General features: G+C 65.2%; 26 protein-coding genes. 16 read left to right on the top strand and 10 right to left on the bottom strand.

Annotated features, from left to right (window positions below):
• Positions 1–51: 51 nt before the first annotated feature.
• The 8 genes from FKM97_RS26480 to FKM97_RS25165 all read right to left on the bottom strand — a co-directional run bounded on the left by FKM97_RS26480 (position 52) and on the right by FKM97_RS25165 (position 4,467).
• Complete coding sequence (locus tag FKM97_RS26480) at positions 52–207, bottom strand: hypothetical protein (protein WP_170241138.1); 156 nt, start codon at positions 205–207, stop codon at positions 52–54.
• A gap of 460 nt (positions 208–667) precedes the next feature.
• A complete protein-coding gene (locus tag FKM97_RS25195) occupies positions 668–880 on the bottom strand; it encodes a hypothetical protein (protein ID WP_144295224.1) in 213 nt (70 codons plus the stop codon).
• Between the two features lie 93 nt (positions 881–973).
• A complete protein-coding gene (locus FKM97_RS25190; RefSeq protein ID WP_144295223.1) occupies positions 974–1,489 on the bottom strand; it encodes a hypothetical protein in 516 nt (171 codons plus the stop codon).
• A 54-nt stretch (positions 1,490–1,543) separates the two neighbouring features.
• A complete protein-coding gene (locus FKM97_RS25185; protein ID WP_144295222.1) occupies positions 1,544–1,774 on the bottom strand; it encodes a hypothetical protein in 231 nt (76 codons plus the stop codon).
• Positions 1,775–1,885: 111 nt separating this feature from the next.
• The gene (locus tag FKM97_RS25180) at positions 1,886–2,308 is read right to left on the bottom strand and encodes a hypothetical protein (RefSeq protein WP_144295221.1); all 423 of its coding nucleotides are present in this window, start codon (positions 2,306–2,308) and stop codon (positions 1,886–1,888) included.
• Positions 2,309–2,311: 3 nt separating this feature from the next.
• Positions 2,312–2,836, bottom strand: coding sequence for a hypothetical protein (locus FKM97_RS25175; protein ID WP_144295220.1), 525 nt, complete (start codon positions 2,834–2,836; stop codon positions 2,312–2,314).
• A gap of 67 nt (positions 2,837–2,903) precedes the next feature.
• Positions 2,904–3,716 (bottom strand): enoyl-ACP reductase FabI, encoded by an 813-nt coding sequence (gene fabI / locus FKM97_RS25170; protein WP_144295219.1) that lies wholly within the window; start codon positions 3,714–3,716, stop codon positions 2,904–2,906.
• Between the two features lie 277 nt (positions 3,717–3,993).
• Positions 3,994–4,467, bottom strand: a complete 474-nt coding sequence (locus FKM97_RS25165; RefSeq protein ID WP_144295218.1) for a glycine zipper domain-containing protein — start codon at positions 4,465–4,467, stop codon at positions 3,994–3,996.
• 158 nt (positions 4,468–4,625) lie between these two features.
• Between FKM97_RS25165 and pdxH the strand changes: the two genes are divergently transcribed.
• From pdxH to FKM97_RS25150, 3 genes are read left to right on the top strand one after another with little or no spacing between them, the layout of a single operon-like run.
• Positions 4,626–5,249, top strand: coding sequence for a pyridoxamine 5'-phosphate oxidase (gene pdxH, locus FKM97_RS25160; protein WP_205015304.1), 624 nt, complete (start codon positions 4,626–4,628; stop codon positions 5,247–5,249).
• Positions 5,246–6,001, top strand: a complete 756-nt coding sequence (locus tag FKM97_RS25155; RefSeq protein WP_144295216.1) for an SDR family NAD(P)-dependent oxidoreductase — start codon at positions 5,246–5,248, stop codon at positions 5,999–6,001. The genes pdxH and FKM97_RS25155 overlap by 4 nt, the downstream gene beginning before the upstream one ends.
• Positions 6,002–6,016: 15 nt before the next feature.
• A complete protein-coding gene (locus FKM97_RS25150; RefSeq protein ID WP_144295215.1) occupies positions 6,017–6,640 on the top strand; it encodes a class II aldolase/adducin family protein in 624 nt (207 codons plus the stop codon).
• Between the two features lie 9 nt (positions 6,641–6,649).
• On the opposite strand, the gene FKM97_RS25145 is transcribed toward FKM97_RS25150, so the two are convergent.
• Positions 6,650–7,006: a hypothetical protein gene (locus tag FKM97_RS25145; protein WP_144295214.1), complete on the bottom strand. Its 357-nt coding sequence runs from the start codon at positions 7,004–7,006 to the stop codon at positions 6,650–6,652.
• 214 nt (positions 7,007–7,220) lie between these two features.
• Between FKM97_RS25145 and FKM97_RS25140 the strand changes: the two genes are divergently transcribed.
• From FKM97_RS25140 to FKM97_RS25085, 12 genes are all read left to right on the top strand, one after another.
• Positions 7,221–7,529 (top strand): hypothetical protein, encoded by a 309-nt coding sequence (locus FKM97_RS25140; RefSeq protein ID WP_144295213.1) that lies wholly within the window; start codon positions 7,221–7,223, stop codon positions 7,527–7,529.
• Between the two features lie 171 nt (positions 7,530–7,700).
• A complete protein-coding gene (locus FKM97_RS25135) occupies positions 7,701–8,519 on the top strand; it encodes an enoyl-CoA hydratase-related protein (protein ID WP_144295212.1) in 819 nt (272 codons plus the stop codon).
• A gap of 65 nt (positions 8,520–8,584) precedes the next feature.
• A complete protein-coding gene (locus FKM97_RS25130) occupies positions 8,585–10,189 on the top strand; it encodes a 5-guanidino-2-oxopentanoate decarboxylase (protein WP_144295211.1) in 1,605 nt (534 codons plus the stop codon).
• Between the two features lie 478 nt (positions 10,190–10,667).
• Positions 10,668–11,717, top strand: a complete 1,050-nt coding sequence (locus FKM97_RS25125) for an ABC transporter substrate-binding protein (RefSeq protein WP_144295210.1) — start codon at positions 10,668–10,670, stop codon at positions 11,715–11,717.
• A 269-nt stretch (positions 11,718–11,986) separates the two neighbouring features.
• Positions 11,987–13,072, top strand: coding sequence for an ABC transporter ATP-binding protein (locus tag FKM97_RS25120; RefSeq protein ID WP_144295236.1), 1,086 nt, complete (start codon positions 11,987–11,989; stop codon positions 13,070–13,072).
• A 9-nt stretch (positions 13,073–13,081) separates the two neighbouring features.
• Positions 13,082–13,978, top strand: a complete 897-nt coding sequence (locus tag FKM97_RS25115) for an ABC transporter permease (RefSeq protein ID WP_144295209.1) — start codon at positions 13,082–13,084, stop codon at positions 13,976–13,978.
• A 5-nt stretch (positions 13,979–13,983) separates the two neighbouring features.
• Positions 13,984–14,781, top strand: coding sequence for an ABC transporter permease (locus tag FKM97_RS25110; RefSeq protein ID WP_144295208.1), 798 nt, complete (start codon positions 13,984–13,986; stop codon positions 14,779–14,781).
• A gap of 26 nt (positions 14,782–14,807) precedes the next feature.
• Positions 14,808–15,596 (top strand): enoyl-CoA hydratase/isomerase family protein, encoded by a 789-nt coding sequence (locus FKM97_RS25105; RefSeq protein WP_144295207.1) that lies wholly within the window; start codon positions 14,808–14,810, stop codon positions 15,594–15,596.
• A 264-nt stretch (positions 15,597–15,860) separates the two neighbouring features.
• Positions 15,861–17,018: an acyl-CoA dehydrogenase family protein gene (locus FKM97_RS25100; RefSeq protein WP_144295206.1), complete on the top strand. Its 1,158-nt coding sequence runs from the start codon at positions 15,861–15,863 to the stop codon at positions 17,016–17,018.
• A 1-nt stretch (position 17,019) separates the two neighbouring features.
• Positions 17,020–17,706, top strand: coding sequence for a TetR family transcriptional regulator C-terminal domain-containing protein (locus tag FKM97_RS25095; RefSeq protein ID WP_170241137.1), 687 nt, complete (start codon positions 17,020–17,022; stop codon positions 17,704–17,706).
• Positions 17,707–18,549: an SDR family oxidoreductase gene (locus FKM97_RS25090; protein ID WP_144295204.1), complete on the top strand. Its 843-nt coding sequence runs from the start codon at positions 17,707–17,709 to the stop codon at positions 18,547–18,549.
• Between the two features lie 14 nt (positions 18,550–18,563).
• Positions 18,564–20,672 (top strand): acetate--CoA ligase family protein, encoded by a 2,109-nt coding sequence (locus tag FKM97_RS25085; RefSeq protein ID WP_144295203.1) that lies wholly within the window; start codon positions 18,564–18,566, stop codon positions 20,670–20,672.
• A 453-nt stretch (positions 20,673–21,125) separates the two neighbouring features.
• Here the strand turns inward: FKM97_RS25085 and FKM97_RS25080 are convergent, their stop codons facing one another.
• Positions 21,126–22,388: a PQQ-dependent sugar dehydrogenase gene (locus FKM97_RS25080; protein WP_144295202.1), complete on the bottom strand. Its 1,263-nt coding sequence runs from the start codon at positions 22,386–22,388 to the stop codon at positions 21,126–21,128.
• Between the two features lie 104 nt (positions 22,389–22,492).
• Between FKM97_RS25080 and FKM97_RS25075 the strand changes: the two genes are divergently transcribed.
• Positions 22,493–24,763, top strand: coding sequence for a mechanosensitive ion channel domain-containing protein (locus tag FKM97_RS25075; protein ID WP_144295201.1), 2,271 nt, complete (start codon positions 22,493–22,495; stop codon positions 24,761–24,763).

Below are 24,763 nucleotides of genomic sequence, written 5' to 3'. Positions count from 1 at the left end.
GAATTTCTGCGGAGGACTTTAGCGATCCTGAGGTCGAGGCTCAATGGTGAGCTAGGCTGTCCAGACCGCTGAGGAATCCTTTCCCAGCCAGCCGTCCGATCCGGTGATCGGATCGGGTGCGGGAGCACTCTCCCCATGACGGTCGAACTGCCCGGTCAGCGCCAGTGTGGCGGGAACGGCCACCCCCGCACCGAGTAGGCTTCCCACGGCGACCCCGGCGAGCCCCCACTTCCAGGATGCTGTCCCCCCGTCATGGACGGTTGTAGGAGTGGCATCTGCGATGGGGACGTGTCGTCCGCCGGGACTTGCCCCGAGATCGGCCGGTACGGCGGCATGCGACGCGTCAGAAAGAGGAAGAGGAGGAGGAGGAGGAGGCGCGGGACGAAACGCCACTGGACCCGGACCGACCGGATGAAGGATGTCTTGTGATCCGGTCGGGATCAGTGGGGGTGGGGGTGTGGGTACGCGCGAGGGTGGTGGAGTCATGGAATAATTTCCCCGTCAAAATGGTTTGGAAGCAATCGCTCGAAATGTGAGGGTCTCTCGCTGCCGCCACCGAGACTTCGGCGGGAGCGCAGTGTCGTCGCGACGGCGGGCCAGCCTGGCCACCACGCGGATCGAAGCCCTCGATCCCCCAAAACCCCGTTGGGAGATCGAGTGTGCGCCGTCACTGAAAATAGGAATCGTGCCAGGCGCCGGCTGCGGAATCAGCATGGCTGATCAGGCCGGCATTGGGATCGGGCGGCGTGCTCCGCTGTCCGCTGAATGCAAGGGCTCCGATGCCGAAGCCGAGGAGGGTTCCCACCGCGACGCCGCCGACGCCGATGAGCGGCGTGACAAAGGAATGAGAGCTGGATGATGACGCTGTCGTTTTGGCCATGAAGAACTCGCTAAAGGGATGAACAATGGCCCCCCTATATCCCAACATATGCGTTAATGCAATCTTAAGTTGCAAACTCTTGTTTGATGTCTTTCACCACCATGCCTGCGTCTGCGGTTCGGGACTCCAGGGCCCCTCAGACGAGGCATCGGGGCTCGCACCCTCATTCGCCTGGCCGCTCAGGACCGCCGCGACCACGCCGCCGCCCACGGCAAGCGTGGCGGCGCTTCCCGCCGCGGCCCCCACCGCTGCGATCGAAAGCGGCGACCAGGACGAACTCTTTTCCGGCAGCAAGGGGACTTGGTCCTCGCCGGCGGATGGCAGCTGGGGCTCAAAGCGCTCCATATCCGTGAGGCCGGCCATATAGCCCGCCCCGAAATGGCGCACCGCCGTCACCGGCGCGTCGCCATCGTTCATAGCCCTGTCCAGGGCCAGGTGATACGCGTTGCCGACCCGCAGCTCCGCCCCCGTGACCCCGAAGGAGGGTGTCAGCCCTCGGGTGCCGTGATTGAAGCCCGCCTGATAGGCATCTGTCAGCATGGGCGCGAGTTCTCCCGCCGTGACGGCTCCCGGACGAATGGCAATGGGGGGGACGGTCTGGTTGGTCATGATGGCTCTCCCTGAGCACCTTGCTGTGGACAAAACACGCTGTTTTCTGCCGCGTCAGACGATCCAATCGGCGTCTTGCGGCCATGCCGCCCCTTCCTCGATGGGCCAGGGCGGGCTTTCCGGTGGGGGCTGGCTGCGCCCGGCGGCCCAGATCCCCAGGCCGATCGCGGACGCGGCAACGGCTCCGACACCGGCGACCGCAAGCGGCACCGCCCAGGATTGCGCGCGAGGCAAGCCGGCGAGGTCCGGCGGCTCTCCCCAAAGTGACGGATGCTGGACATACAAATCCCGGCTCTCATAGACCTCGTTGAGCGGCGGAATCCTCGGAGCCCGCGTGGGAAGAGTGGCCCTGTAGAACGGATTGCTGGGAATGGTCGTCTCCTGCTGCTCATCGGATCACCTGTCGATCCAGGCCATGTCTCCGGCGTTCCCTGTCGGAACGCCCGGGACGCCGGTCTCCGCGCCATGGTCCGCCCAAGACGCCTCGGTGAAACTGCTTGTGGTCCAGTCGTCTGTCTTTCTGGGTTCGGCGCGCTGCATCAGCGCACCGATTCCGAGTGTGCCGCCGACGCCCGCGGCGAGGCCGGCGACGAGCCCCAGGCCGCCGCCGAGCCACCATGCTTTGGGAGAGCCTGATCCGTCCACGGCGTTGACCGGCCGCTGGAACCCCCGCAGCGGTCCATCGTCAAGCTCCAGAAACCGTACATCCACGGGCCAGGGTCGGCTCACCGGGTGCAGCGATTCGTGAGCCCCAGGACCCTCCCAAGAGCCGCGTTGCTCAGCGAGGTTGAGACGCGAGGCGGTGAGCGTCAGTCCCATGGCTTACGCCGTCATCCAGGCAAGGCTTCCGCCGTCGCCGAGGGAAGCCAACTCCGGCGCGCTGGGCTCCTCGGGACTGTCTGGAGCGCCGGTCTCGAGGGAGCTGCCTGAAGTTCCCGGCTCGTGGGTCAGGAAATAGGCTGCACCACCCGCGCCCGCCAAGGCCAGCGCCGTCGCGCCGCCCCCGAGGGCGAGCTTCCCCCAGGGAAAATGGAAGCTTCCTGACGACCCACTGACACTGTCGAGGGAGGAACTGACCGAAAGGTCCCGGCCGATGTCGAAATCCCCAGGCCGCAGGGGCGACCGCTGCGCCCCCGGCAGATCGAGATACTCTCCCGGCCCGAGGAAGTGAAAGCTGGGGATCGTCTCCGGGGCGTCCAATGGCGCGAAAAAGCGCGCGGGAGGGCTCGGATCCGGCGTCGGAATGAGGGGATGTCCATCCGATCTTTGGTAGCTGCCGAGGACCCTATACGACCAGTCATGAGGAGAGAGCGAATGGGACGAGGCGGAGCGAGCGGGAGTGGGCATTGGGCGACTCATGCAACTTTAAGTTGCCGTACTCTCGCCCGAGAGGCTTTAGAAATCCTTAACGCCGTCAGACCACCGAGATATCCGGGGCATCGGGGTTCTTCATGCCCACGATATGATAGCCCGCATCCACATGCAGGATCTCCCCCGTCACCGCGCTGCCGAGATCGGAGAGCAGGAACAGGGCCGAGTTTCCGACCTCTTCGATGGTCACCGTCCGCCGCAACGGCGAATTATATTCGTTCCATTTAAGAATATAGCGGAAATCCCCGATGCCCGACGCGGCCAGCGTCTTGATCGGCCCGGCCGAGACGGCGTTGACCCGGATGTTCTGCGGGCCGAGATCGGCCGCCATATACCGCACGCTGGCCTCCAACGCGGCCTTGGCGACGCCCATGACGTTGTAATGCGGCATCCACTTCTCGGCGCCGAAATAGGTGAGCGTGAGCATCGAGCCGCCGTTTTTCATCAGCTTCTCGGCCCGTTGCGCCACGGCCGTGAACGAATAGCAGGAGATGTTCAGCGTCTTGGTGAAATTGTCCAGGCTGGTGTCGACATAGCGTCCGGTGAGCTCGTCCTTGTCGGAAAACGCGATGCAGTGCACCACGAAGTCGAGCCCGCCCCATTTCGCGTCGACCGCCGCGAACAGCGCGTCCAGCGAGGCCCCATCGGTCACGTCGCAGGGCAGTACCAGTTCCGATCCGAGCTGCGCCGCCAGGGGCTCGACGCGCTTCTTGATCGCCTCGCCCTGATAGGAAAAGGCGAGCTCCGCGCCATGGCTGGCGCAGGCCCGGGCGATGCCCCAGGCGATCGAGCGGTTATTCGCCACTCCCATGATCAGGCCGCGTTTTCCGGCCATGAGCGCTTGTGGCTCGGTCATTCTATCCTCGATCCCTCGAAAACCCGGCGCATCCTACACAAAAGGCCTACCCGGTCCACGGCTTTATTTCCGCCCCGCTGTAGCGCTTCCACTCATCATCCCGGCCCAAGCGAAGCGCAGAGCCGAGCACCTACCGTCATCCTGAGCAGCCGTCTTGCTCCTCTCCCCTCGCGGGAGAGGTCGGCCGTGGCACGCGGATGGGTGACGGGGGCGGCAGGGGAAGACCCACGCGCGGGGTCCCTCATCCTCAAGCCGGAAGCGCCGTCCCGAAAGTCCCCTAGCCCACGACCCGCCAGGAGCCGTCCGCCATCTCGCACGCCGTGCCCCGCACCACTTCCCGCCGTCCGTTCACGAACATCGTATGCAGGAAATCCCGGCACATCTCCGGTCCGCGATAATAGGGGTCATACGGCACCACCTCGCCGTAATAGGTGCCGCGCGGGTCCCGCCACTGCACCGGTTGCCCAGAATCGAAGGCTGATTCGGCGGCGTAATAGGCCCTCTGTTGCGCCTGTGCATCCATGGAATAGCCGATCTGGTTCCCCAGCACCGCGCCCAGCGTGGCCCCGACCACCGTCGCCCCTGTGCCGCCCACGGCGGCGCCGAGCAGTCCGCCTGCGACGCCCCCGACCACGGTTCCACCGGCCTGGTTGCCGCCCCAGGCCGCGGGTTGATAGGGGTTGGGCCCCGCGCAGCCGGCGAGCGCCAGCGAAGCGGCGATGGCGCCGGCCGCTATGGTCTGCTTGATCATGCTAGTCCCCTCGTTTAATGAAATGCCCCATCCTCCTCATGGCTGCGGCACGCTTCTGCCACCGTGTTCCGATGGAAATGCGCCAAGACTATGGCTGCAGCCGAGGCTAAAGGGCACGGGGTCCCGCCGCGCTCAGGACGAAAGAAACTGTGATGTCGATGGATGCCATTCAATCCGGCTCGTCTGCGGATTTCACCGAGCGCGACGAACCCTTCGCGCTGTTCGACGCCTGGATGCAGGAGGCCACCGCCTCAGAGCCCAACGATCCCAATGCCATGAGTCTGGCAACCGTTGACGCCTCCGGCATGCCTCATGTCCGCGTCGTTCTCCTGAAGGGCGTGGATGAGAAGGGTTTCGTGTTCTACACCAACACCGAGAGCCAGAAGGGACGCGAGCTCGAGGCCAGCGGCAAGGCGGCTCTTTGCTTTCACTGGAAGTCCCTGCGCCGGCAGATCCGCATTCGCGGCAGCGTCGGTCGCGTCACCGACGCCGAGGCCGATGCCTATTACGCCAGCCGGCCTCGCGACAGTCGCATCGGCGCCTGGGCGTCCCAGCAGTCGCGCCCGCTGGAGAGCCGCTTCGCCTTGGAGAAGGCCGTCGCCAAATATGCCGCGCGCTATGCTTTGGGCGATGTTCCGCGTCCCCCCTACTGGTCCGGCTATCGCATCATGCCCATATCCTTCGAGTTCTGGCAGGATCGCCCCTTCCGCCTGCATGAGCGCATCCGCTTCGAGCGCGAAAGCCTCGATGGCCCCTGGACCAAGAGCCGGCTTTACCCATGATCGAGAACACTGACAACGAGCGCAAGACGCTCATCCTGACCGGCGCCAGCCGGGGCATCGGGCACGCCACCGTGAAGCGCTTCTCCAGCGCGGGCTGGCGTGTCATCACCTGCTCTCGTCATGGCTTTCCGGAAAACTGTCCCTGGGATGCCGGCCCCGAGGACCACATCCAGCTGGATCTGGCCAATCCCGGTGATGTCAAGCGCGCGATCCATGAGATGCGCGAGCGACTCCAGGCCAATGGCAGCCGGCTGAATGCCCTCGTGAACAATGCCGCGATTTCCCCCAAGGGACCCGGCGGCTCTCGCCTGGCCGCCATGGACATGGATGTCGAGGACTGGACGACCGTCTTCCAGATTAATCTCTTCGCCCCGATCATGCTGGGGCGGGGCCTTCTCGAAGAGTTGAAGGCGGCCAAGGGCTCGGTGGTGAACGTTACCTCGATTGCCGGCGGCAAGGTCCATCCCTTCGCCGGGGCGGCCTATTCGACCTCGAAGGCGGCTCTCTTCGCCCTCACCCGGGAAATGGCCCATGATTTTGGTCCCTTGGGCGTGCGCGTCAACGCAATCTCACCCGGGGAGATCGAGACCTCCATCCTCTCGCCCGGCACGGAAAAGCTGATCGTCGATATACCCATGCGTCGCCTCGGCCAGCCCGAGGAGGTCGCCAAGGCAATTTATTTTCTGTGCACCGACGCCTCGAGCTACGTGAACGGGGCTGAACTCCACATCAATGGCGGCCAGCACGTCTGAGGAGACCACAGCGCCATGCCTGAATCCGCCCGCGCCGTAGCCGAAACTTACCGTGCCCTCGGCGTGGCCGGGCTTTCTTTCGCGGCCAGCGGGAATGTCAGCTGCCGCCTGGCTGACGGCATGCTCATCACCCGCTCCGGTGTCGCCGTCGACGAGGTCACCGAGACCGACATCTGCCATGTCGATGCCAGCGGTGCATCCCGGAACAATCTGAAGCCGTCAAGTGAAGCCTTCATGCATGGCGACATCTATGCGGCCTATCCCGAGGCGCGTGCCATCGTTCATGCCCATTCCGATGCCTGCACCGCCCTGGCCTGTCTCGGCAGGTCGTTGCCTGCCTTTCACTACATGGTTCTGGGCTTCGGCGGTGAAGACGTCCGCTGTGCTCCCTATACCACCTTTGGCACGCCGGAACTCGGCCGCCTGGCCGTTGAGGCATTGCGCGATCGCACCGCCTGTCTCCTCGCCAATCATGGCATGATCTGCCACGGCACCGATTTGCGCGATGCGCTGGTCCGCGCCCAGAAGCTCGAAGCCCTGGCCCGCCAATATCTGCTCGCTTGCTCGGCAGGCGAGCCTCGCATTCTCAAGACGGAAGAGATCGAGGCTGCACGCCGCCGCTACGAGACCTACGGCTGAAATCCCGCGTTAATTTCTCTGGAATTGGAGCTGCGGCTTACCATCCTCGATGAAGCCGATATATTGGGCCCCGTCGCGAAACACTTCGCCGCAACGCTGCTTATTCTGTGTCCATGATTTGAAGGTGACGCAGAGCCGCCGGCCACTGACTTGCCAGACCCCGCTATCGGTCATTCCGCCGGCCACTCCCGCCAGAGTACCGTCCCGCTCCGCCTTGATCGACACGCGATTGGTATTCTGCCAGATCCCGGTGAAGGAGCCTGGAAACAGAGCCCGGATCTGCTTTGCCGTCAGCCGCTCGGCGGCGCTGGCGGGCGATAGGCTGGTCATCACGCCGAGGAGCGCGATGGCGGCGAACTTATACATGAAACCCTCTTTGTTTGTGTCACCCCCGGGGGATGCCATGGTCCTCATATTCCCGAGACAACGTCCGAGCCGCTCCTTCGTTGCCAAATTCGTGCCACAGTGGCAGACAGACAGCCCGTACACTGCAGGCTCTGTAACGCGTCTGTGAGGGGGAACGTTGGGAACTCGAACCCGGCTCGTGCTTTAGCCTTTCATACATGAATGGAGAATGATCATGAGCAAGAATTTATTGCGCAGTGCAGCCGTGGCTGCAGCTCTGATGATGAGCGCCTCGGCGGGCTTTGCCGGGTCGACTGGCGACACGGCTTCCGGTACGCCGCCGAGCTCTGCGGCTGATCCTGGCGGCACGGGCACGACCCAGACCAACGCCAGCACTGCCGTGACGACCGGCACCGATCCCAATGAAGTGCAGATGAAGGCCTCGGGCGACGCGACGAGCTGCGACATGTCTCAGGCAAACTGCGTTCCGAGCACCGGTGCGAGCTCCGGCGGCGGAATGACCAGCAGCACGAAGGTCCAGTAATTCTGACGGGCTGAGACCTTCCGGGTTTTGTGGGTGCGGCACGGCTTATGATCGTCCGCACCCGCGTCCTTTGCGCAAGGCAACTTGCCTTCGCCACGCCCTCCCCCTATCATCTCGGGCAATTGGATGACTGTCCAAAACCTAGGGGAGAACGTCCTGTCGGAGAGCAACATGGACCCGATCGTGCGGGTCGAACGGCGGTCGCGCGTACTGGAGATGACGCTAGACCATCCGAAAGTGAATGCCGTCAGCCGCCGCCTCAGCCGCGAGCTCTACGCGGCCGCCCGTCTACTGCATGAGGATCCCGAACTGCAGGCCGGCCTCATTACGGGAGCGGGGACGCGCGCCTTCTCAGCCGGCTGGGATTTCAATGAAGCCGTCGCCGATGCCGATGCCGGCAATGCCGCCCTGGAAAATCAGCCGGGAGGTGAGGAAAGCGGTGCAAGCTTCGGCGGAATAACGGCTTTTCATGATCTCTATAAACCTCTGATCGCGGCGGTTCAGGCCCCGGCCATCGGCGGCGGTTTCGAGATCGCGCTCGCCTGCGACATGATCCTCATGGCCGAGGACGCCTTCTTCCAGCTGCCGGAGATGGATCGGGGGATCCTTCCTGACGCTGGCGGCCTCCAGCGTCTGCCGCGTCGCATTCCCTATAACGTCGCCATGGGCATGATGCTCACCGGTCGCCGCATGGATGCGGCCGAGGCCCTGCATTGGGGCCTGGTCCATTCCGTCCACCCGCGCGATGAGCTCCTCGACGCCGCCCGCGACCTTGCCGGGACGATTTCCCAAGGCGCACCTTTGGCGCTTCAGGCCTTGAAGGAAGTGATGCTCGCCATCGAGCAGATGCCCCTGCCCGAGGCCATGGACATCATCCGCAAGACGCCGGACCATCTGGCCATGTACCGACGCATGCTCAAAAGCGGCGATGCGAAGGAAGGCCCCCGCGCCTATCTCGAAAAGCGCGCCCCCGTCTGGCGCGGCGAATAGCGGCGCCTCCTCGCGTCCAGCGCCTCCGTCGCCCGTCTGCCTCAACACCCTTCAAGGATCCTCCCATGTCGACCCTCACCATCGGCCAGTATCTCATGCGCCTGCTCAAGGCCTATGGCGTGGATACCGTCTTCGGCATTCCCGGTGTGCACACTCTCGAGCTCTATCGGGGCATCGCTTCGGAGAACATGCGCCACATCCTCGTCCGCCACGAGCAGGGCGCGGGTTTCATGGCTGACGGCTATGCCCGCGTCACCGGCAAGCCGGGCGTCTGCACACTGATCACCGGCCCGGGCCTCACCAATGCGCTCACCCCCATTGGCCAGGCCTTCTCCGACAGCATTCCCATGCTCGTCCTGTCCAGCGTGAACGCCACCCGCGAGCTTGGCCGCGGCTGGGGCTCGCTGCACGAGATCACCGACCAGGCTGCAACCGCCCGGCCCTTGGTCGGCCTCTCCCGCACCGCCTTTGATCGCGACCAGGTCACGGCCTATGTCCATGAGGCCTTCAACCTCTTTTCCGCCGCCCGTCCCCGCCCCGCCCATCTCGAATTGCCCATCGACATTCTCGGCGCCGACTCCGGCCTGAGCGAGGCCGCGGCGATCCCGCCCTTCGTCGGCCCCCCTCATGTGCAGGCCGCCGACGTCGAGCGCGCCGCGCGCCTGCTGTCCGAGGCCGAACGCCCCTTGATCCTCGTCGGCGGCGGCGCCATCTCGGCCCACCCTTCCCTGGCAGCGATGGCCGAGGCCCTGTCCGCCCCCGTCATCACCACCATCGCCGGCAAGGGCATCATCGCCGACCGGCACCCCCTGTCGCTGGGCGCGACCCTGCCCTCGCCCCAGACCCAGAAGCTCCTGGCCGAGGCCGATGTGATCCTGGCGCTGGGCACCGAGCTGGCCGAGACCGACCATTGGGTCGACCGCCTGCAGATGCCCGGCAAGCTCATCCGGGTCGATCTCGACATCCGCAAGCTGAGTGATCTCTATCCCGCCGAACTGCCTCTGCTGGGCGAGGCGGGTGCCTTTGCCCGGGATCTTCTGGCAGCCCTGGGCCGAGGCCGCACCGAGCCCTGGGATGGCCGGGCCCGCGCCAAGGTGGCTGCGATCCGCAAGGCACTCGACGAGGAGCGCGCCGCCGAGCGCCCCGAATACATGGTCGCCTTGAACGCCCTCCGCGCCGCCCTGCCCGCGGACACCGTCCTGGCCACCGACATGACCCAGCTGGCCTATGCCGCAAACAGCCACTTCCCCGTGGATCAGCCCCGCAGCTATCTCCATCCTTGCGGCTTCGGCACTCTGGGCTACGGGCTGCCGGCCGCCATCGGCGCCAAGCTCGGCGCGCCCGAGCGCCCCGTCGCGGCCATGGTCGGCGATGGCGGCCTGCTCTTCACCCTGACGGATCTCGGCACGGCGGTGGAGTTGGAAATGCCTTTGCCCATTATCCTCTGGGACAATGACGGCCTCGGTCAGATCCGCGATGGCATGATCCGCCTGCAGATGCCTCAGATCGGCGTCTCCCCGCGCAATCCCGACTACATCGCCGTCGCCCGCGGCTTCGGTGCCCGCGCCGTCGAGGTCGAGGGCCCCGCCGAGATCGCCCCGGCAATGGCCAAGGCCCTGGATCACCCCGGTCCCACCGTCCTGCGCCTGCAGGCCAAGAACTTCACCTAGGCCGCTCCCCACACCCGTCATCCCGGACGCGCCGCAGCACGAAGCGGTGCCGCGCAGATCCGGGACCGCCAGGAGCAAGAATCCCTCATCCTGAGGAGGCCGAAGGGCCGTCTCGAAGGCCTCATCCTGAGGAGCGCCCGGAAGGGCGCGTCTCGAAGGACGCCCGCGATCCCCTGCGGCCCGGGATGACACCCAAAAACGAGCGGCCCCTACACCCGTCATCCCGGACGCGCCGCAGCACGAAGTGATGCTGCGCAGAGCCGGGACCCCATGCGGCTCGGGACCTCGCGCCGCCCCGGATAACAGCCAGAAGAGAACCCCATCCCGACGAGCCCAAACGGCCGCCAGCCCCCGTCATCCACACCCCGAAAAAATGTCTTGTACGTCCAACAAAAAATTCTCACTATAGCCGAAGGTCGAAGTCTCACCGGTCAGCCGGACAAGAAGACCCGATCCCATTGTGTGGAGGAAACACTCTATGAGGAAACTCGCGAAGGCCGCCGCCGCGGCCTTGCCGCTGCTCTGCGCGTCCCTTGCCGCCGGTCATGCCCTTGCCGAGGAGACCGTCAATGTCGCCTCTTACGGCGGCGCCTATCAGGACGCGCTCCGCAAGGCATTCTACGATCCCACGGCCAAGGCTCTCGGCATCACCATCAAGGATTATACCCTCTCATCCATCGCCGATATCCGCACCCAGGTGAAGGCCGGCAACATCGAGTGGGACGTGGTCGAACTCTATTCCGGCCAGTGCCAGCAGGCGGCCAATGAGGGCCTGCTCGAGCCCCTCGATTACAAGGTGATCAACGCCGACGGCATCCCCAAGGACGTGGTTCAGCCCTATTGGGTGGGCTTCACCGCCTATTCCTCGGTCCTCGCCTACAACACGGAGGTCTACAAGGATAATCCGCCGAAGAACTGGAAGGATTTCTGGGACACCGAGAAGTTCCCCGGCACGCGCGCCCTCGGCGGCTACGGCCTGTCGACCACGGCCGAGATGGCGCTGATGGCCGATGGCGTGGCGAAGGACCAGCTCTATCCGATCGACCAGGAACGGGCCATCAAGAAGCTCGAGGAAATCAAGCCCCATATCGTGGCCTGGTGGAGCTCCGGTGCCCAATCGGCCCAGCTGGCGACCTCGGGCGAAGCGGACATGCTCTCGATCTGGGTCGCCCGCATCGAGGCCGCCATCAAGGACGGCGCGCCTTACGCCTTCACCTATGACCAGGCGATCATGGACGTCGAATGCCTTGTCGTGCCGAAGGGGGCCAAGAACAAGGAGCTGGCCATGAAGGTCATCAACTCCTTCATCTCCCCCGAGCTTCAGGCCGAATTGCCGAAATACGTCTCCTACGGCCCAATGAACCAGAAGGCCTACGACACCGGCAAGATCTCGCCCGAGACGGCGGCCAAGGCGAACACCTCGCCGGAGAACCTGTCCAAGCAGGTGGTCCAGAACAAGGCCTATTGGGCCGAGAACGGCCAGAAGTCCCAGGAAAAATGGGACGCCTTCCTGCAGAAGGGCAACTAGCACCGCACGCCGCGCGCGCGCCGGGATGACGAGGCCAATTCTCATCCCGGGTGCGGGTCGCGAGAGCGGCGATGCCCCCTTCCGTCATCTTAGGAGCGCTGCAGCACCGAGTGCTGCTGCGCAGATCCGGGACCTTCAGGGACAGAGAACCAAGCCATGCTTCAATCCTGCCATCTCGATCCCCCGCATGACATCTCCCTCCCTCTCCTGAGGAGGCCTGGAGGACCGTCTCAAAGGTGCCGGAGCGGACGGCCGCGGGCCCGACACTCATGACCGCCTCGTCCCTGAAAGCCTTGCCCGTCGCCATTTCCAACCTGTCGAAGCATTACGGCTCGGTGACGGCACTGGACCAGGTGACCCTCTCCGTGAAGCCGGGGGAATTCGTTACCCTGCTCGGCCCCTCCGGGTCGGGCAAGACCACCCTGCTCATGGCCATTGCCGGCTTCACCAGCCCGGATGCCGGCTCCATTGCCATTGACGGCCAGGAGATCGTCCGCCTGCCGCCGCACAAGCGCAATATCGGCATGGTGTTCCAGAACTACGCTTTGTTCCCGCATATGAGCGTCGGCGACAATGTCGCCTATCCTCTGCGTTTGCGCGGCGTCTCCAAGGCGGAAGCCTCCGCCCGCGTCGGCCAGGCCCTTGGGCTTGTCCAGCTTTCCGGCTACGAGTCCCGTCGTGTCGACCAGCTCTCCGGCGGCCAGCGCCAGCGCATCGCTCTGGCCCGCGCCATCGTCTTCGAGCCGCGCATCCTGCTCATGGACGAGCCCTTGTCCGCCCTCGACAAGCAGTTGCGCGAGCATATGCAGATCGAGATCCGCAAGCTTCACAACCAGCTCGGCATGACCACCATCGCCGTCACCCACGACCAGCGCGAAGCCCTGACCATGTCCGATCGCGTGGCCGTTCTCCAGGATGGCCGGCTGATGCAATACGACACTCCCCGCGACATCTACGAGAACCCGAGGAATCGCTTTGTCGCTGAATTCATTGGCGAATCGAGCTTCCTGCCGGTTGAGCTGCAGGGCGGCAATGCGAGCTTTGCCGGTCGCGGCCTCAAGCTCGCCGCACCGCCCTCCGCCACCGCCCGCAATCTCCGACTGCTCATGCGCCCCGAAAAGCTGGAATTCGCCAATGGCGTCGACCGGCCGGAAATGAACCGTTTCGAGGGCACCCTCGTGGACGCCGTCTTCCAGGGCGAGAGCATCCTCGCCACCGTCCGCCTTCCAGGCGACCACGACGTGTTCGCCCGCATCCCCAACCGGCAACTGGGCAGCCATGGCATGCCCGAGATCGGCAGCCGGGTCGCCATCGCCATGCATGCCCAGGACACGCGCCTGGTTCCCGACAGCTGAGCCGGACCCATGACCGCCACAGCCCTCCACTTCCGCGATGATGTGAACGCCCAAGGCCTCGCCGCCGACCAGCGCGCCGAACGCCGCGGCCTCTTCGCCCTCTGTTCGCCCGGCCTCCTCCTGGTGCTTCTGCTGCTCCTGATCCCCGTCGGCTGGCTGTTCACTTTGTCGGCCATCGACGGCGACGGCGCCCTGACGACGGAGAACTACACGCGCATCTGGACGGAAGGGGCTTACGTCAACATCTTCATCGTCACCTTCAAGATCAGCGCCCTGGTCACCCTGATCTGCGTGGCGATCGGCTATCCTCTCGCCTATTGCTTGAGCCAGATCCCTCAGAAATGGGCCGGCATCCTCATGCTCGGAGTGCTCGTCCCCTTCTGGACCTCGCTCCTGGTGCGCACCTATGCTTGGCTGGTGCTGCTCCAGCGCCGGGGCATCGTCAACAGCTTCCTCATGGATATCGGCGCCATCACCGCGCCCTTGCCCCTGGTCAACAACATGACCGGCGTCATCATCGGCATGGTCCATGTCATGCTGCCCTTTTTGGTGCTGCCGCTTTACGCCTCCATGCGTTCCATCGACACGGGCTACCTGCGCGCCGCTGCCAATCTCGGCGCCTCTCCCACGCGGGCCTTCTGGCAGATCTTCTTCCCCCTCTCCATGCCGGGTCTGGTGGCGGGGCTGATCCTCACCTTCGTCCTCTGCCTGGGCTTCTACATCACTCCCGCGGTGCTCGGCGGCGGCAAGGTCCAGATGATCGCCCAGCGCGTCGAGGCCTCGGTTTCTCTCTATCCCACCTGGGGTCCGGCCGCGGCCCTGGGCGTCGTGCTCCTTGTCCTCACCAGCGTCTTCCTGCTGCTGAGCCGCTGGGCACTGTCGCGCCTCAACGCGAAGCTGGGCTGAGCGCCATGGAACAGCATGTCCCCCATAGTCACCGCTTCTGGCTCTACGGCCTGACCGCCCTGACGCTGCTCTTTCTCATCGCGCCGACCTTCATCGTCGTGCCCATGTCCTTCTCGTCGTCGCGCTCGCTGATCTTCCCGCCGCCTGGCTGGTCGCTGCAATGGTATGAGAACTTCTTCACCCGTCCCCAGTGGCAGGATGCGACCTTCGTCTCGCTGCGGGTCTCGTTCCTGACCATGCTCTGCGCCACCCCCATCGGCGTGGCCGCAGCCTATGGCCTCCATGTCGGTCGCTTCCGCCTCAACGGCACGATCTACGGCGCCCTCATCTCACCCTTGATGGTCCCCGTGATCCTGATCTCGATCGGCCTCTATTTCGTCTATGCGCAGCTTGGGATGGTCAACACGACCCTTGGCTTGGTTCTCGCCGACACCATGATCGCCGTCCCCTTCGTCCTGGTCACCGTCTCCGCCGGCTTGAAGACCTATGACATGAACCAGGAGATGGTCGCCCGCAGCCTCGGGGCGCACCGCCTCTGGGCCTTCCTCACGGTCACCCTGCCCCAGATCCGCTATTCCGTGATTTCCGGCGCACTCCTCGCCTTCATCGTCGCCTTCGACGAGGTCATCATCGCCATGCTCATCTCCGGAGGAGAGGGTGCGACCCTGACCAAGCGCATGTTCTCCTCCCTCCGCGACGAAGTGGATCCGACCATCGCGGCGATTTCGACGCTGTTATTGATCCTCACCACCGTGCCGCCGCTGATCCTCCACTACCTCGCCAATCGCAAGAAGACGCCGTGACCATCGCGGCCCAGGAGCTGTCGTCCATGTCTGATTTTGTCGAAGTCGAAGACCGCGGTGCCGTCCGCATCATCGCCGTGAACCGCCCCGATGTGCGCAACGCCATCAACACCGCCGTGCTGCTCCAGATGCGCAAGGCGGTGAAGGAGGCAGCCGCCGCCGAGCACCTGCGCGCCATCGTCTTCACCGGTCGCGGCGGTGCCTTCTCCGCCGGCGCCGACGTGAAGGAATGGGCCGACAAGATCAAGGGCATCGACCCGCACCCGGACAATAACTGGGTCGAGGAAGCCTGCATGCTGGTCCATGACGTCTATGCCCTGCGCAAGCCCACCATCGCCATGATCGACGGGGCCGCCGTCGGTGCCGGTCTCGACATGGCGCTGGCCTGCGACTTCCGCGTGGCCTCGACGAAATCCAAGTTCATCTGCGCCTACACCAAGATCGGCTATCCGCCCGATGCCGGCGGCTCCTGGCTGATGCCCCGGGTGATGGGCATCGAGAATGCCAAGATGTTCGCCTATACCGGAGATCTCTATGACGGTGTGAAGGCCAAGGAGGTCGGCCTCGTGACCATGGTGGTCGAGCCCGCCGAGCTCGAGGCTGAGACCATGAAGCTTGCCGAGAAGCTGGCCTCGGGCCCAACCGTCGCCCAGGGCTTGGCCAAGCATCTGATCGACACCTCCCACGCCCGCAGCCTGAGCGATCAGCAGCGCCTGGAGCTCGAGCTCGGCCGCGTCTGCGCCAAGACCGAAGACCACAAGGAGGGCCTGGCCGCCGCCAACGAGCGCCGCTCTCCCGTCTTCGTGGGCAGGTAAACGATGCGCACCCCCCGAGACTTAGCACTCCTTCAACTCTCTCCTTGCGGGAGGGGTCGGCCGCGCAGCGGACGGGTGAGGAGCACCTCACACCCCGCTCTACGGCGTGTTGAGCTTCAGGTCAGGACGAGTCGAAAATGATGGATTTCGAGAACCGGAGCGCAGAGTACCTAACGGTACATGAGCACCGGAAGCGCAGAAAGCCGACATTTGCAGGTCGTCATGGCCTGAAGATCACTACGCCGCATTAGGAGCCAGCCGCCCGTGGATTTCGCCCTCACCTTCGAACAGAAGGCCATCGTCGAGGCCCTCACCGCCTTCGTCGAAACCGAGCTCTACCCGCACGAGGACATCGTCGAGGAGCTCCGTATGGTGCCGCCCGACATTGCCCAGGAGATCAAGCGCAAGGCGCGCGAAGCCGGCTTCATCGCCATGAACATGCCCGCCGAGCTCGGCGGCGGCGGCCTCGACTACCAGACCCTGGCCCAGGTCGAGCGGGTCATGGGCAAGCCCTCCACCGGCCTCAGCCTGCTCGTCAAGCGCCCCACGAAGATCCTCCTCGGCTGCAAGGGCGACCAGATCGAGGATTATCTCATGCCCTCGATCCGCGGCGAGAAGGTCGACTGCTTCGCCCTGACCGAGCCCCAGGCCGGCTCCGACGCCCGCGCCATCCGCACCACCGCCCGGCGCGACGGCGGCGACTGGGTGATCAACGGCGTCAAGCAGTTCATCTCCTATGCCGATATGGCCGACTTTATCATCCTCAACGCCATCACCGGCGAGGACGACACGCCCCGCGGCAAGCGCAAGCGCTTCACCGTCTTCCTGGTCGACAAGGACACTCCCGGCGTCACCGTCACCCCCATGAAGTCGATCTGCACCCGCGGCTACAACCCGAACATGGTCTATTTCGAGGATGTCCGCGTCCCCGACGGCAAGATCCTGGGCGAGGAGGGCAAGGGCTTCGACTTCGCCAATGACTGGCTCTATTCCGGCCGCGTCATGCTCGCCGCCCATTGCACCGGTCGTGCCGAGCGCGTCTTTGACATGGCCTGCGACTGGGCGGCCAACCGCAAGGCCTTCGGCAAGACCATCGGCGAGTTCCAGGGCACCGGCTTCAAGATCGCCGACATGGCCATGGACATTCGCATGTCCCTGCTCATGGTCCAGGAGGCCGCCTGGAAGATGGATGAGGGCACCCTCACCCGCCACGAAGCCTCCATGGTCAATCTCTTCGGCTCCGAGATGATCGGCCGCGTCACCGATTCGGCCGTCCAGATCTTCGGCGGCATGGGCGTCATGGAGGATTTCCCGATCCAGCGCTTCTGGCGCGATGCCCGCGTCGAGCGGATCTGGGAGGGCACCTCCGAGATCCATCGCGACCTCATCGCCAAGGACATCCTCAAGAAATTCAGGGCCTGACATGAACCGGCCGGTCAAGCTCACGCCCACCATCGAAGCCCGCAGGCAGGATCTGATCCAGGGGACCATCCGCTCGATCTCCCAGCTCGGCTACGCCAATTCGACGGTGCAGACCATCTGCGACGCCGCGGGGCTGTCCCGCGGCCTGATCGGCCATTATTTCAACGGCAAGGATGATCTCTTCCTCCATGCCTTCCGTCACATCACCAAGCGCCTCGACGAGCAGGTCCGCGACGCCTTGCTCAAGGTCGGCAAGGATCCGTTCCGCCGCCTGCTGACGGTCGCCACCATCACCTTCAGCGACGAGGCGGCCAAGCGCCAGAATGCGCCCGTCTGGCTCGCCTTCTGGGGCGTGGCGCGCTGGAATGCCGACATGATCGAGGTGCACCGCACATTGTACGGCCGCTACCGGCGCTGGATCGAGAAGATGATGGTCGCCGCCGCCGCCGAGCGCGGTCTGGAGCTGGATCCGCGTCACGCCGCCATCGCCTTCACCCAGCTGGCCGACGGCCTCTGGTTCGGCTGGATCATGGAGGAGGATTACACCATGGCCGAGGCCCAGTTGGTCCTGCGCCAATGGCTGTTCCAAACCTTCCGCGAGGATCCCGGCGCCTATGCCGATCTCGACGCTGTCTTGTCCGAAATGGCGCCGGCTGCGGCCAGTGCCGACCAATCCATAGGACGCTGAATGTTTCGCAATGATCTCCTGAAATCCAAGCGCGTGCTCGTCACCGGTGGCGGCACCGGCATCGGCCTGTCCATCGGCCGCCGCCTGCTCTCCCTCGGGGCCGAGCTGATGATCTGCGGCCGGCGCGAGGAGGTCCTGGCCGCGACCGCCAAATCTCTGGCCGATGAGACCGGCGGCAAAGTCTTCTACAAACCCTGCGACATCCGCGACGCGGCCCAGGTGGACACCCTCCTCGACTGGGCCTTTGCCGACGGCCCTCTCGACATCCTCGTCAACAATGCCGCCGGCAACTTCATCTCCCGGTCCGAGGACCTGTCGCCCCGCGCCGTCGATGCCGTCTTGAACATCGTCCTGCATGGGACTTCCTACGTCACCCTCGGCTGCGGCAGGCGCTGGCTGGCGGCGGGCCATAAGGCCAATGTCCTGTCCATCATCACCACCTATGCCTGGACCGGCTCCGCCTATGTCGTGCCCTCCGCCATGGCCAAGGCCGGCGTTCTGGCCCTCACCCGCTCGCTCGCCGTCGAATGGGGCGGCCGCGGCATTCGCCTCAACGCCATTGCCCCCGGCCCCTTCCCCACTGCCGGCGCCTGGGAACGGCTGGTGCCCAAGCCGGAGCTCGCCCAGGCCTTCATCGACCAGAACCCGCTGCAGCGCGCCGGCGACCATGCCGAGCTCGCCAATCTCGCCGCCTTCATGGTCGCTGATGAGAACGGCTATATGAACGGCGAATGCGTGACCCTCGATGGCGGCGAATGGCTGGCTGGTGCCGGTCAGTTCAACTTCATCGGCGCGCTCATGAGCGACGACGACTGGAACGCCCTCAAACCGAAGAAGAAGTGACGGGAGTGACGGCCATGGAGGCCAGGACCGGCCGCGCTCTGGCGCGCCAAGCCAATATCGCGCGGCTTCTCGCGCCGCGCCATCTCATGTTCGCCGGCGGCATCCGCAATGCCGAGATCATCAACATCACCCGTCGCGCCGGCTATCAGGGCGAGATCTACGTCGTCCACCCCCAGCGAGCCGAGATCGGCGGCATCCGCTGCACGCCCTCCATTCTGGATTTGCCCGTCGTCCCCGACGCATCCTTCCTGACCATTCCAGCCGACGCCACGATCGCCGCTATTCGCGACCTGAGCGCCATGGGCGCGGCTGCGGCCGTCTGCTATGCCTCGGGTTTCTCCGAGATCGGCGGCGTCGGGATGGCGCGCCACGCGGCCCTGATCGAGGCGGCCGGCGACATGGCCCTGGTCGGCCCCAACTGCTTCGGCGTCGTCAATTACGTGACCGGCGCCAGCATGTGGTCGGCTCCTTACGACCACACGGCGGGCCCCCGCGGTGCCGCCATCATCGGCCAGAGCGGCAATGTCTGCATCCATTTCACCCAGAACCAGCGCCAGGTTCCGCTGTCCTATGTGATCAGCGCCGGCAATCAGGCCGTCCTCGGCTTCGAGGACTATATCGAATTCCTCATCGACGATCCCAACGTCACCGCCATCGGCCTGTTCCTCGAGGGCATTCGCGACGTGCCCGCCTTTTCTGCCGCCTGCGCCCGCGCAGCCGAGCGCGACATGGCCCTCGTCGCCTTGCGCGTCGGCACCTCCGAGCTCGGCGCCCAGCTGGCCGCGAGCCACACGAGTTCCCTGGCCGGCCAGAACGAGCTCTATGATGCCCTCTTCGACCGCCTCGGCATCATGCAGACCGCCTCGGTGCCGCAGTTTCTCGAGCTCCTGAAGACCGCCTCCCTCTGGCCCAAGCCCAAGGGGCGCAGCCTGACGGTCTTCTCCAGCTCCGGCGGCGACAACGGCATGTCGGCCGATTTCTTCACGACCGCTGGTTTGGAGCTGCCGCCTCCCGACGCGGCTCAAATTGAGGCCGTCGAGGCGATCCTGCCGGATTACGGCCACTGCTCCAACCCTCTCGACTTCACCGCCGGCTATTGGGGCCAGGAGAATCTGCTCACCCCCATGTTCACCGAAATGATGTCGCGAAACTATGATCAGGCCGTCCTGGTCATCGACCATGGCCGCCTCGAGCCGGGCGCCCCCGTCGATCCGGCCCACCAGGCCATGGTCCGCTCCATCGGCACCGCCGCGCGGGTCACCGGCATCCCCGGCGCCGTGGCCTCGGTGAACCCCGAATCCATGCCCGAGCCCATGCGCCGCATGGTCATTGCCGAAGGCCTCCTGCCGCTCCAGGGCCTCCACGACGCCGGTCCCGTCCTCGGCGCCTGGACAGAATTCGCCGAGCGCAGCCGCACCAGGCGCCGCATCGATCTCCCCTTTGCCTGTGCGCCGCTCGACCCGGCGGGCGGCCACACCCTCAACGAGCGCGACAGCAAAAGGGCGCTCGCCGAATTCGGCCTGCCCATCCCTCCGGGACGCACGGCCACTCTTGCGACCCTTGCCGCCGCCGCAGCCTCCATGGCGGGCCCCTTCGTTCTGAAGGCCCTCCATGACGACCTCGCCCATAAGACCGAAGTCGGCGGCGTCGCCTTAAACCTGTCCGATGCCGCAGCGGTGCTCGAGGCGGCCCAGGCGATGAAGTCGCGCGTCGAGGCCGCCCGCCCCGGCCTCACTTTGGATGAATTCCTCCTCGAGCCCATGCTCACCGATGCGGTCGCCGAGCTCATCGTCGGCGTGAAGCGCGATGCTCTCTTCGGCCTCGTCCTGGTGATCGGCGCGGGCGGGATCCTGGTCGAGCTGATGCGTGACGCCGAACGCCTGCTCCTTCCCACCACCCCTGAGGCCGTCGAGCGAGCCGTCCGCCGCCTGAAGAGCTTCACACTCCTGGACGGATTTCGCGGCCGCCCAAAAGGCGACCTCGCTGCCACCGTCGCCGCCATCATGGCGGTTGCCGACTACGCCGCCGCCAACCGCGACACCCTGCTGGAACTCGACGTCAACCCCCTGATGGTCCGCCCGCAAGGAGCCACGGCCGTCGACGCCCTCATCGTAAAGACCTGATTCGAACGGGACCCCCCCCTCCATACCCTGTCATCCCGGACGAAGCGCAGCGCAGTCCGGGACCGCCAAGAACTCAGGCCCCATCACACCCGTCATCCCGGACGCAGCGCAGCGCAGATCCGGGACCCCATGCTGCCAGGGATCCCGGGTCAAGCCCGGGATGACAGCAGAACAAGACCCCCCACCACACCCGTCATCCCGGACGGAGCGCAGCGCAGATCCGGGACCCCATGCCGCCCCCACAACCCGTCATCCCGGACGCGCCGCAGCGCGTAGCGGTGCTGCGCAGAGCCGGGACCTCATGCGACTCGAAGAGCCCATGCCGCCGGGGATCCCGGGTCAAGCCCGGGATGACAGCCAAAAGCCCCCCTCATCCTGAGGAGCGCCCGCAGGGCGCGTCTCGAAGCCTCATCCTGAGGAGGCCCAAAGGGCCGTCTCGAAGGATTCCCCCGCCTACTGCTTCGGCGCCACCCGATAGACCCCGCTCTCATCCTCATCCGCCCCCAGATAGAGCGAGCCGTCCGGTGCCGCCCTCACCACCCGTACGCGGCCGATTTCCCCTTCCAGGAACCGCTCCTCCCCCGTCACCCGTTCCCCCTCCAGCGTCAGCTTCACCAGGATCTCCGTTGCGAGCCCCCCAACCCAGAGGGCATGGCCCCAGGGACTTCCCTCCTGGGTGATCTCGAGACCCGACGTCGCGATGGAGGGTTTGAAATAGTAGACGGGCTGCTCCAGTCCCGGCGCATGGGTGCCGATCCCGACCTTGGCATTGTCGTAGCCGATGCCATAGGTGATGACCGGCCAGCCATAATTGCGGCCCGGCTTGATGATGTTGACCTCGTCGCCTCCCTGCGGCCCGTGTTCGACCTCCCACAGGGTGCCGGTCTTGGGATCGATCGCCAGCCCTTGCGGGTTGCGATGGCCGTAGGACCAGATCTCCTTGCGCGCGCCGGGCACATGGGCGAACGGATTGTCTTCGGGGATCGCCCCGTCCGTCCGGATGCGGATGATCTTGCCCCAGGACTGGCTCAGATCCTGGGCGCGCCACCAATCCTGCAGGCGGTCGCCGAGCGACAGGAACAGGAAGCCCTGGCCGTCGATGGCGATCCGCCCGCCCCAATTCTCCGATCCCGGAACGAAGGGACCGGCCTCATAGATGATTTTCGCATCGGCCAGCTTATGGCCGTCGAGGCGCGCCCGCATGAGCCGCATCGAGGAGGAATCGTCGCTTCCCACCACATAGGAGAGATAGAGGAGCTGGTTGTCCTTGAAGTGTGGATCGAGATGGACGTCGAGCAGCCCGGCATGGTTCAGCACGAACACCGCAGGCACGCCTTCGATCGGGATCGGCTTATCCCCCGGCTTGCCCAGGATCGAGAGCCGCCCCGGCCGTTCCGTGACGATCGCCCGCCCGTCGGGAAGGAAGTCGATGCCCCAGATCCGCTCCATGGGTTTGAAGACCGTCGACAGCGAGAGCGCGTCCGCCGTCACCTCGGGCGGTGGATTGGCCGTTCCGGGCTCGGCCGTTCCGGGTTCGGCCGTTCCGGGCTCGGCGGTTTCAGCCAGGCCGGGCAGTATGGCGGCCATCGACATCATCAGGGCAAGACCGCATTGGCGCAGGCAGGAGAACGTCACGGATGGGACCTCGTCACCATGGAAACAGCGGCGGACCATGCCACGGCGACGTCTCTTTGCCACCTTTCTGCAGCGCGGCATTCTGCCCCTCGTCCCTCCCCCGAAAGGTTGACAGCAGCGTTTCGGCACCCCATACCCCCTGAACACCGAACCGGAACGCCCTGACAGACGGAGAATGCCCCGGCATGCGGCTGCTGACCCTGTTGATCCTCGGATTGTTTTTCATCGCCGCCCCGGCGGCCGCCCAGATCACGATCCCCGCTCAGCAGGAAAGTGCGACCCCCGCCGCCGAGCCGCCTCCGGGCACCGCCACGGTGTCCGACCTCATCCGGCTTCTTGAAGACGACAAGGCCCGCGCCGCCCTGATCGAGAGCCTGAAGGCTCAGACGGCCGAGGCGGTGGCGAAGGAGAAGGCGGAGGCGGCCGAGGCCACCGTCGACCCCACGGTCGCGCGTCAGGTCGCCGAATACACCCGAATGGTGGCTGAGCAGGGCGTGGCCATTGCCCAGGGCCTGGGCAAGCTCTTCGTCGAAACCGGTGAGGTCTTCGCCGGCACCACGGAGACCAATTTCACCCGCCTCTGGAACGCCATCAGCGACGTGGCCCTGGTGGGTCTGGGCCTGTTTGTGGCCTTTCTCATCGTCCGCCTCGTAACCGATCGAGTCCAGGCCATGGTCGCCCGGCGCTCGACCGGCGGCGGATGGCTTGCCAGCGCGATGTGGCTGACGGTGGCCACTTTGGTCGATGCGCTCGGCGTGGTGCTCGCCTGGGGTGCGGGCTACGTCATCGCCCTGAACATCGGCGGCTGGGGAGGCCGCCTGGGCATAAACCAGACCCTGTTGCTCAATGCCTTTCTCGTGGTCGAGCTCTTCAAGGTCCTCATGCGTTCGGTGCTCGAGCCCGACCGCCCGTCTTTGCGCTTCCTTCCGCTCTCCGACACCAGCGCCACCTACTGGTATTTCTGGCTCAGCCGCATCGTCTCCATGCTGGGCTACACCTTCATGTTCGCAGCCCCCATCGTCAGCACCAGCGTGTCCCATGAAGCGGCCCAGGCCCTGCGCATCCTGGTCATGTTCACGGTCATCACCATGGCCGTGGTCATCGTCCTGCAGAATCGCGACCGCGTGCGCGCCGTCTTGTGTCGCCGTGCCGAGATGGGCCGCGACGGCCTCCTGTCGCGCACCCTGGCCTTTCTCGGCAATTATTGGCACATCATCGCCATCCTCTATCTCGTGGCGCTGTTCGTGACCTGGCTCGCCAATCCCATGGAGGCCCTGTCCTTCATGATCGCGGCCACGGTTCAGAGCCTCATCGCGGTGGCGATCGGCGCTGTCGTCATCGCCTTCACCACCCGCTTCGTCTCCGTCGGCCTGCGCGTCCCCGATGATCTCCGCGAGCGCCTGCCTTTGCTCGAGCGGCGCCTCAACGCCTTCGTCCCCCGGGTGCTGCAGGTGGTGCGCACCATCGTCCTCATCGGCGTGATCGTGGCCATCGCCCATGTCTGGGGCCTCATCGACTTCATCAGCTGGATCGCCTCCGACGCCGGCCAGCACGTCACCGGCTCGGTCATGTCCGCCGCCCTGATCATCCTGGTGGGTATCGCGATCTATCTGGGCGTCTCCTCCTGGGTCGAATACCGCCTCAATCCGAATTACGGCAAGGTGCCCACCGCCCGGGAGCGCACGCTCCTGTCTCTGTTCCGCAACGCCTTCACCATTGCCCTATGCGTGATCATTCTGATGCTCGCGCTCGCCCAGATCGGCGTGAACATCGCCCCCTTGCTCGCCGGTGCCGGCGTCCTCGGCCTGGCCATTGGTTTCGGCGCCCAGAAGCTCGTTCAGGACATCATCACCGGGGCCTTCATCCAGTTCGAGAATGCCATGAACGAGGGTGACGTCGTTAGCCTCGGCTCCTTCTCTGGCGTCGTCGAGCGCCTCACGATCCGCTCCGTTTCGATCCGCTCCCTCGACGGCACCTTGCACCTGATCCCCTTCTCTTCGGTCGATTCCGTCTCCAACATGATGAAGGGCTTCTCCTTCCATGTGGCCGAGATCGGCGTCGCCTATCGCGAGAACATCGGGGAAGTGAAGGAGGCCATGCAGGAGGCCTTCGACAAGCTGCTGCAGACCAGCCACAAGGACCACATCATCGGCCCCCTCGACATGCATGGCGTCACCGGCTTCGGTGATTCGGCAGTCATGGTGCGCGCCCGCATCAAGACCATGCCGGGCCAGCATTGGGGCACCGGCCGCACCTATAACGAGCTGATCAAGGAAGTCTTCGACGCCCGCGGCATCGAGATCCCCTTCCCTCACATCACGCTGTATATGGGCGAGGACAAGCACGGCAAGGCACCACCGCTGCCGATCAAGACCATCGGCAATGGCGGCCAGCACGAGGAGCCCGAGATCCTCCCGCCCCCATCGTCGCCAAATCCCGCACCTCTGTCGAGCTGA

Source organism: Rhodoligotrophos appendicifer, from assembly GCF_007474605.1.
Taxonomy (GTDB): Bacteria; Pseudomonadota; Alphaproteobacteria; order Rhizobiales; family Im1; genus Rhodoligotrophos; species Rhodoligotrophos appendicifer.
This window is presented reverse-complemented; position numbering and strand designations above follow the sequence as displayed.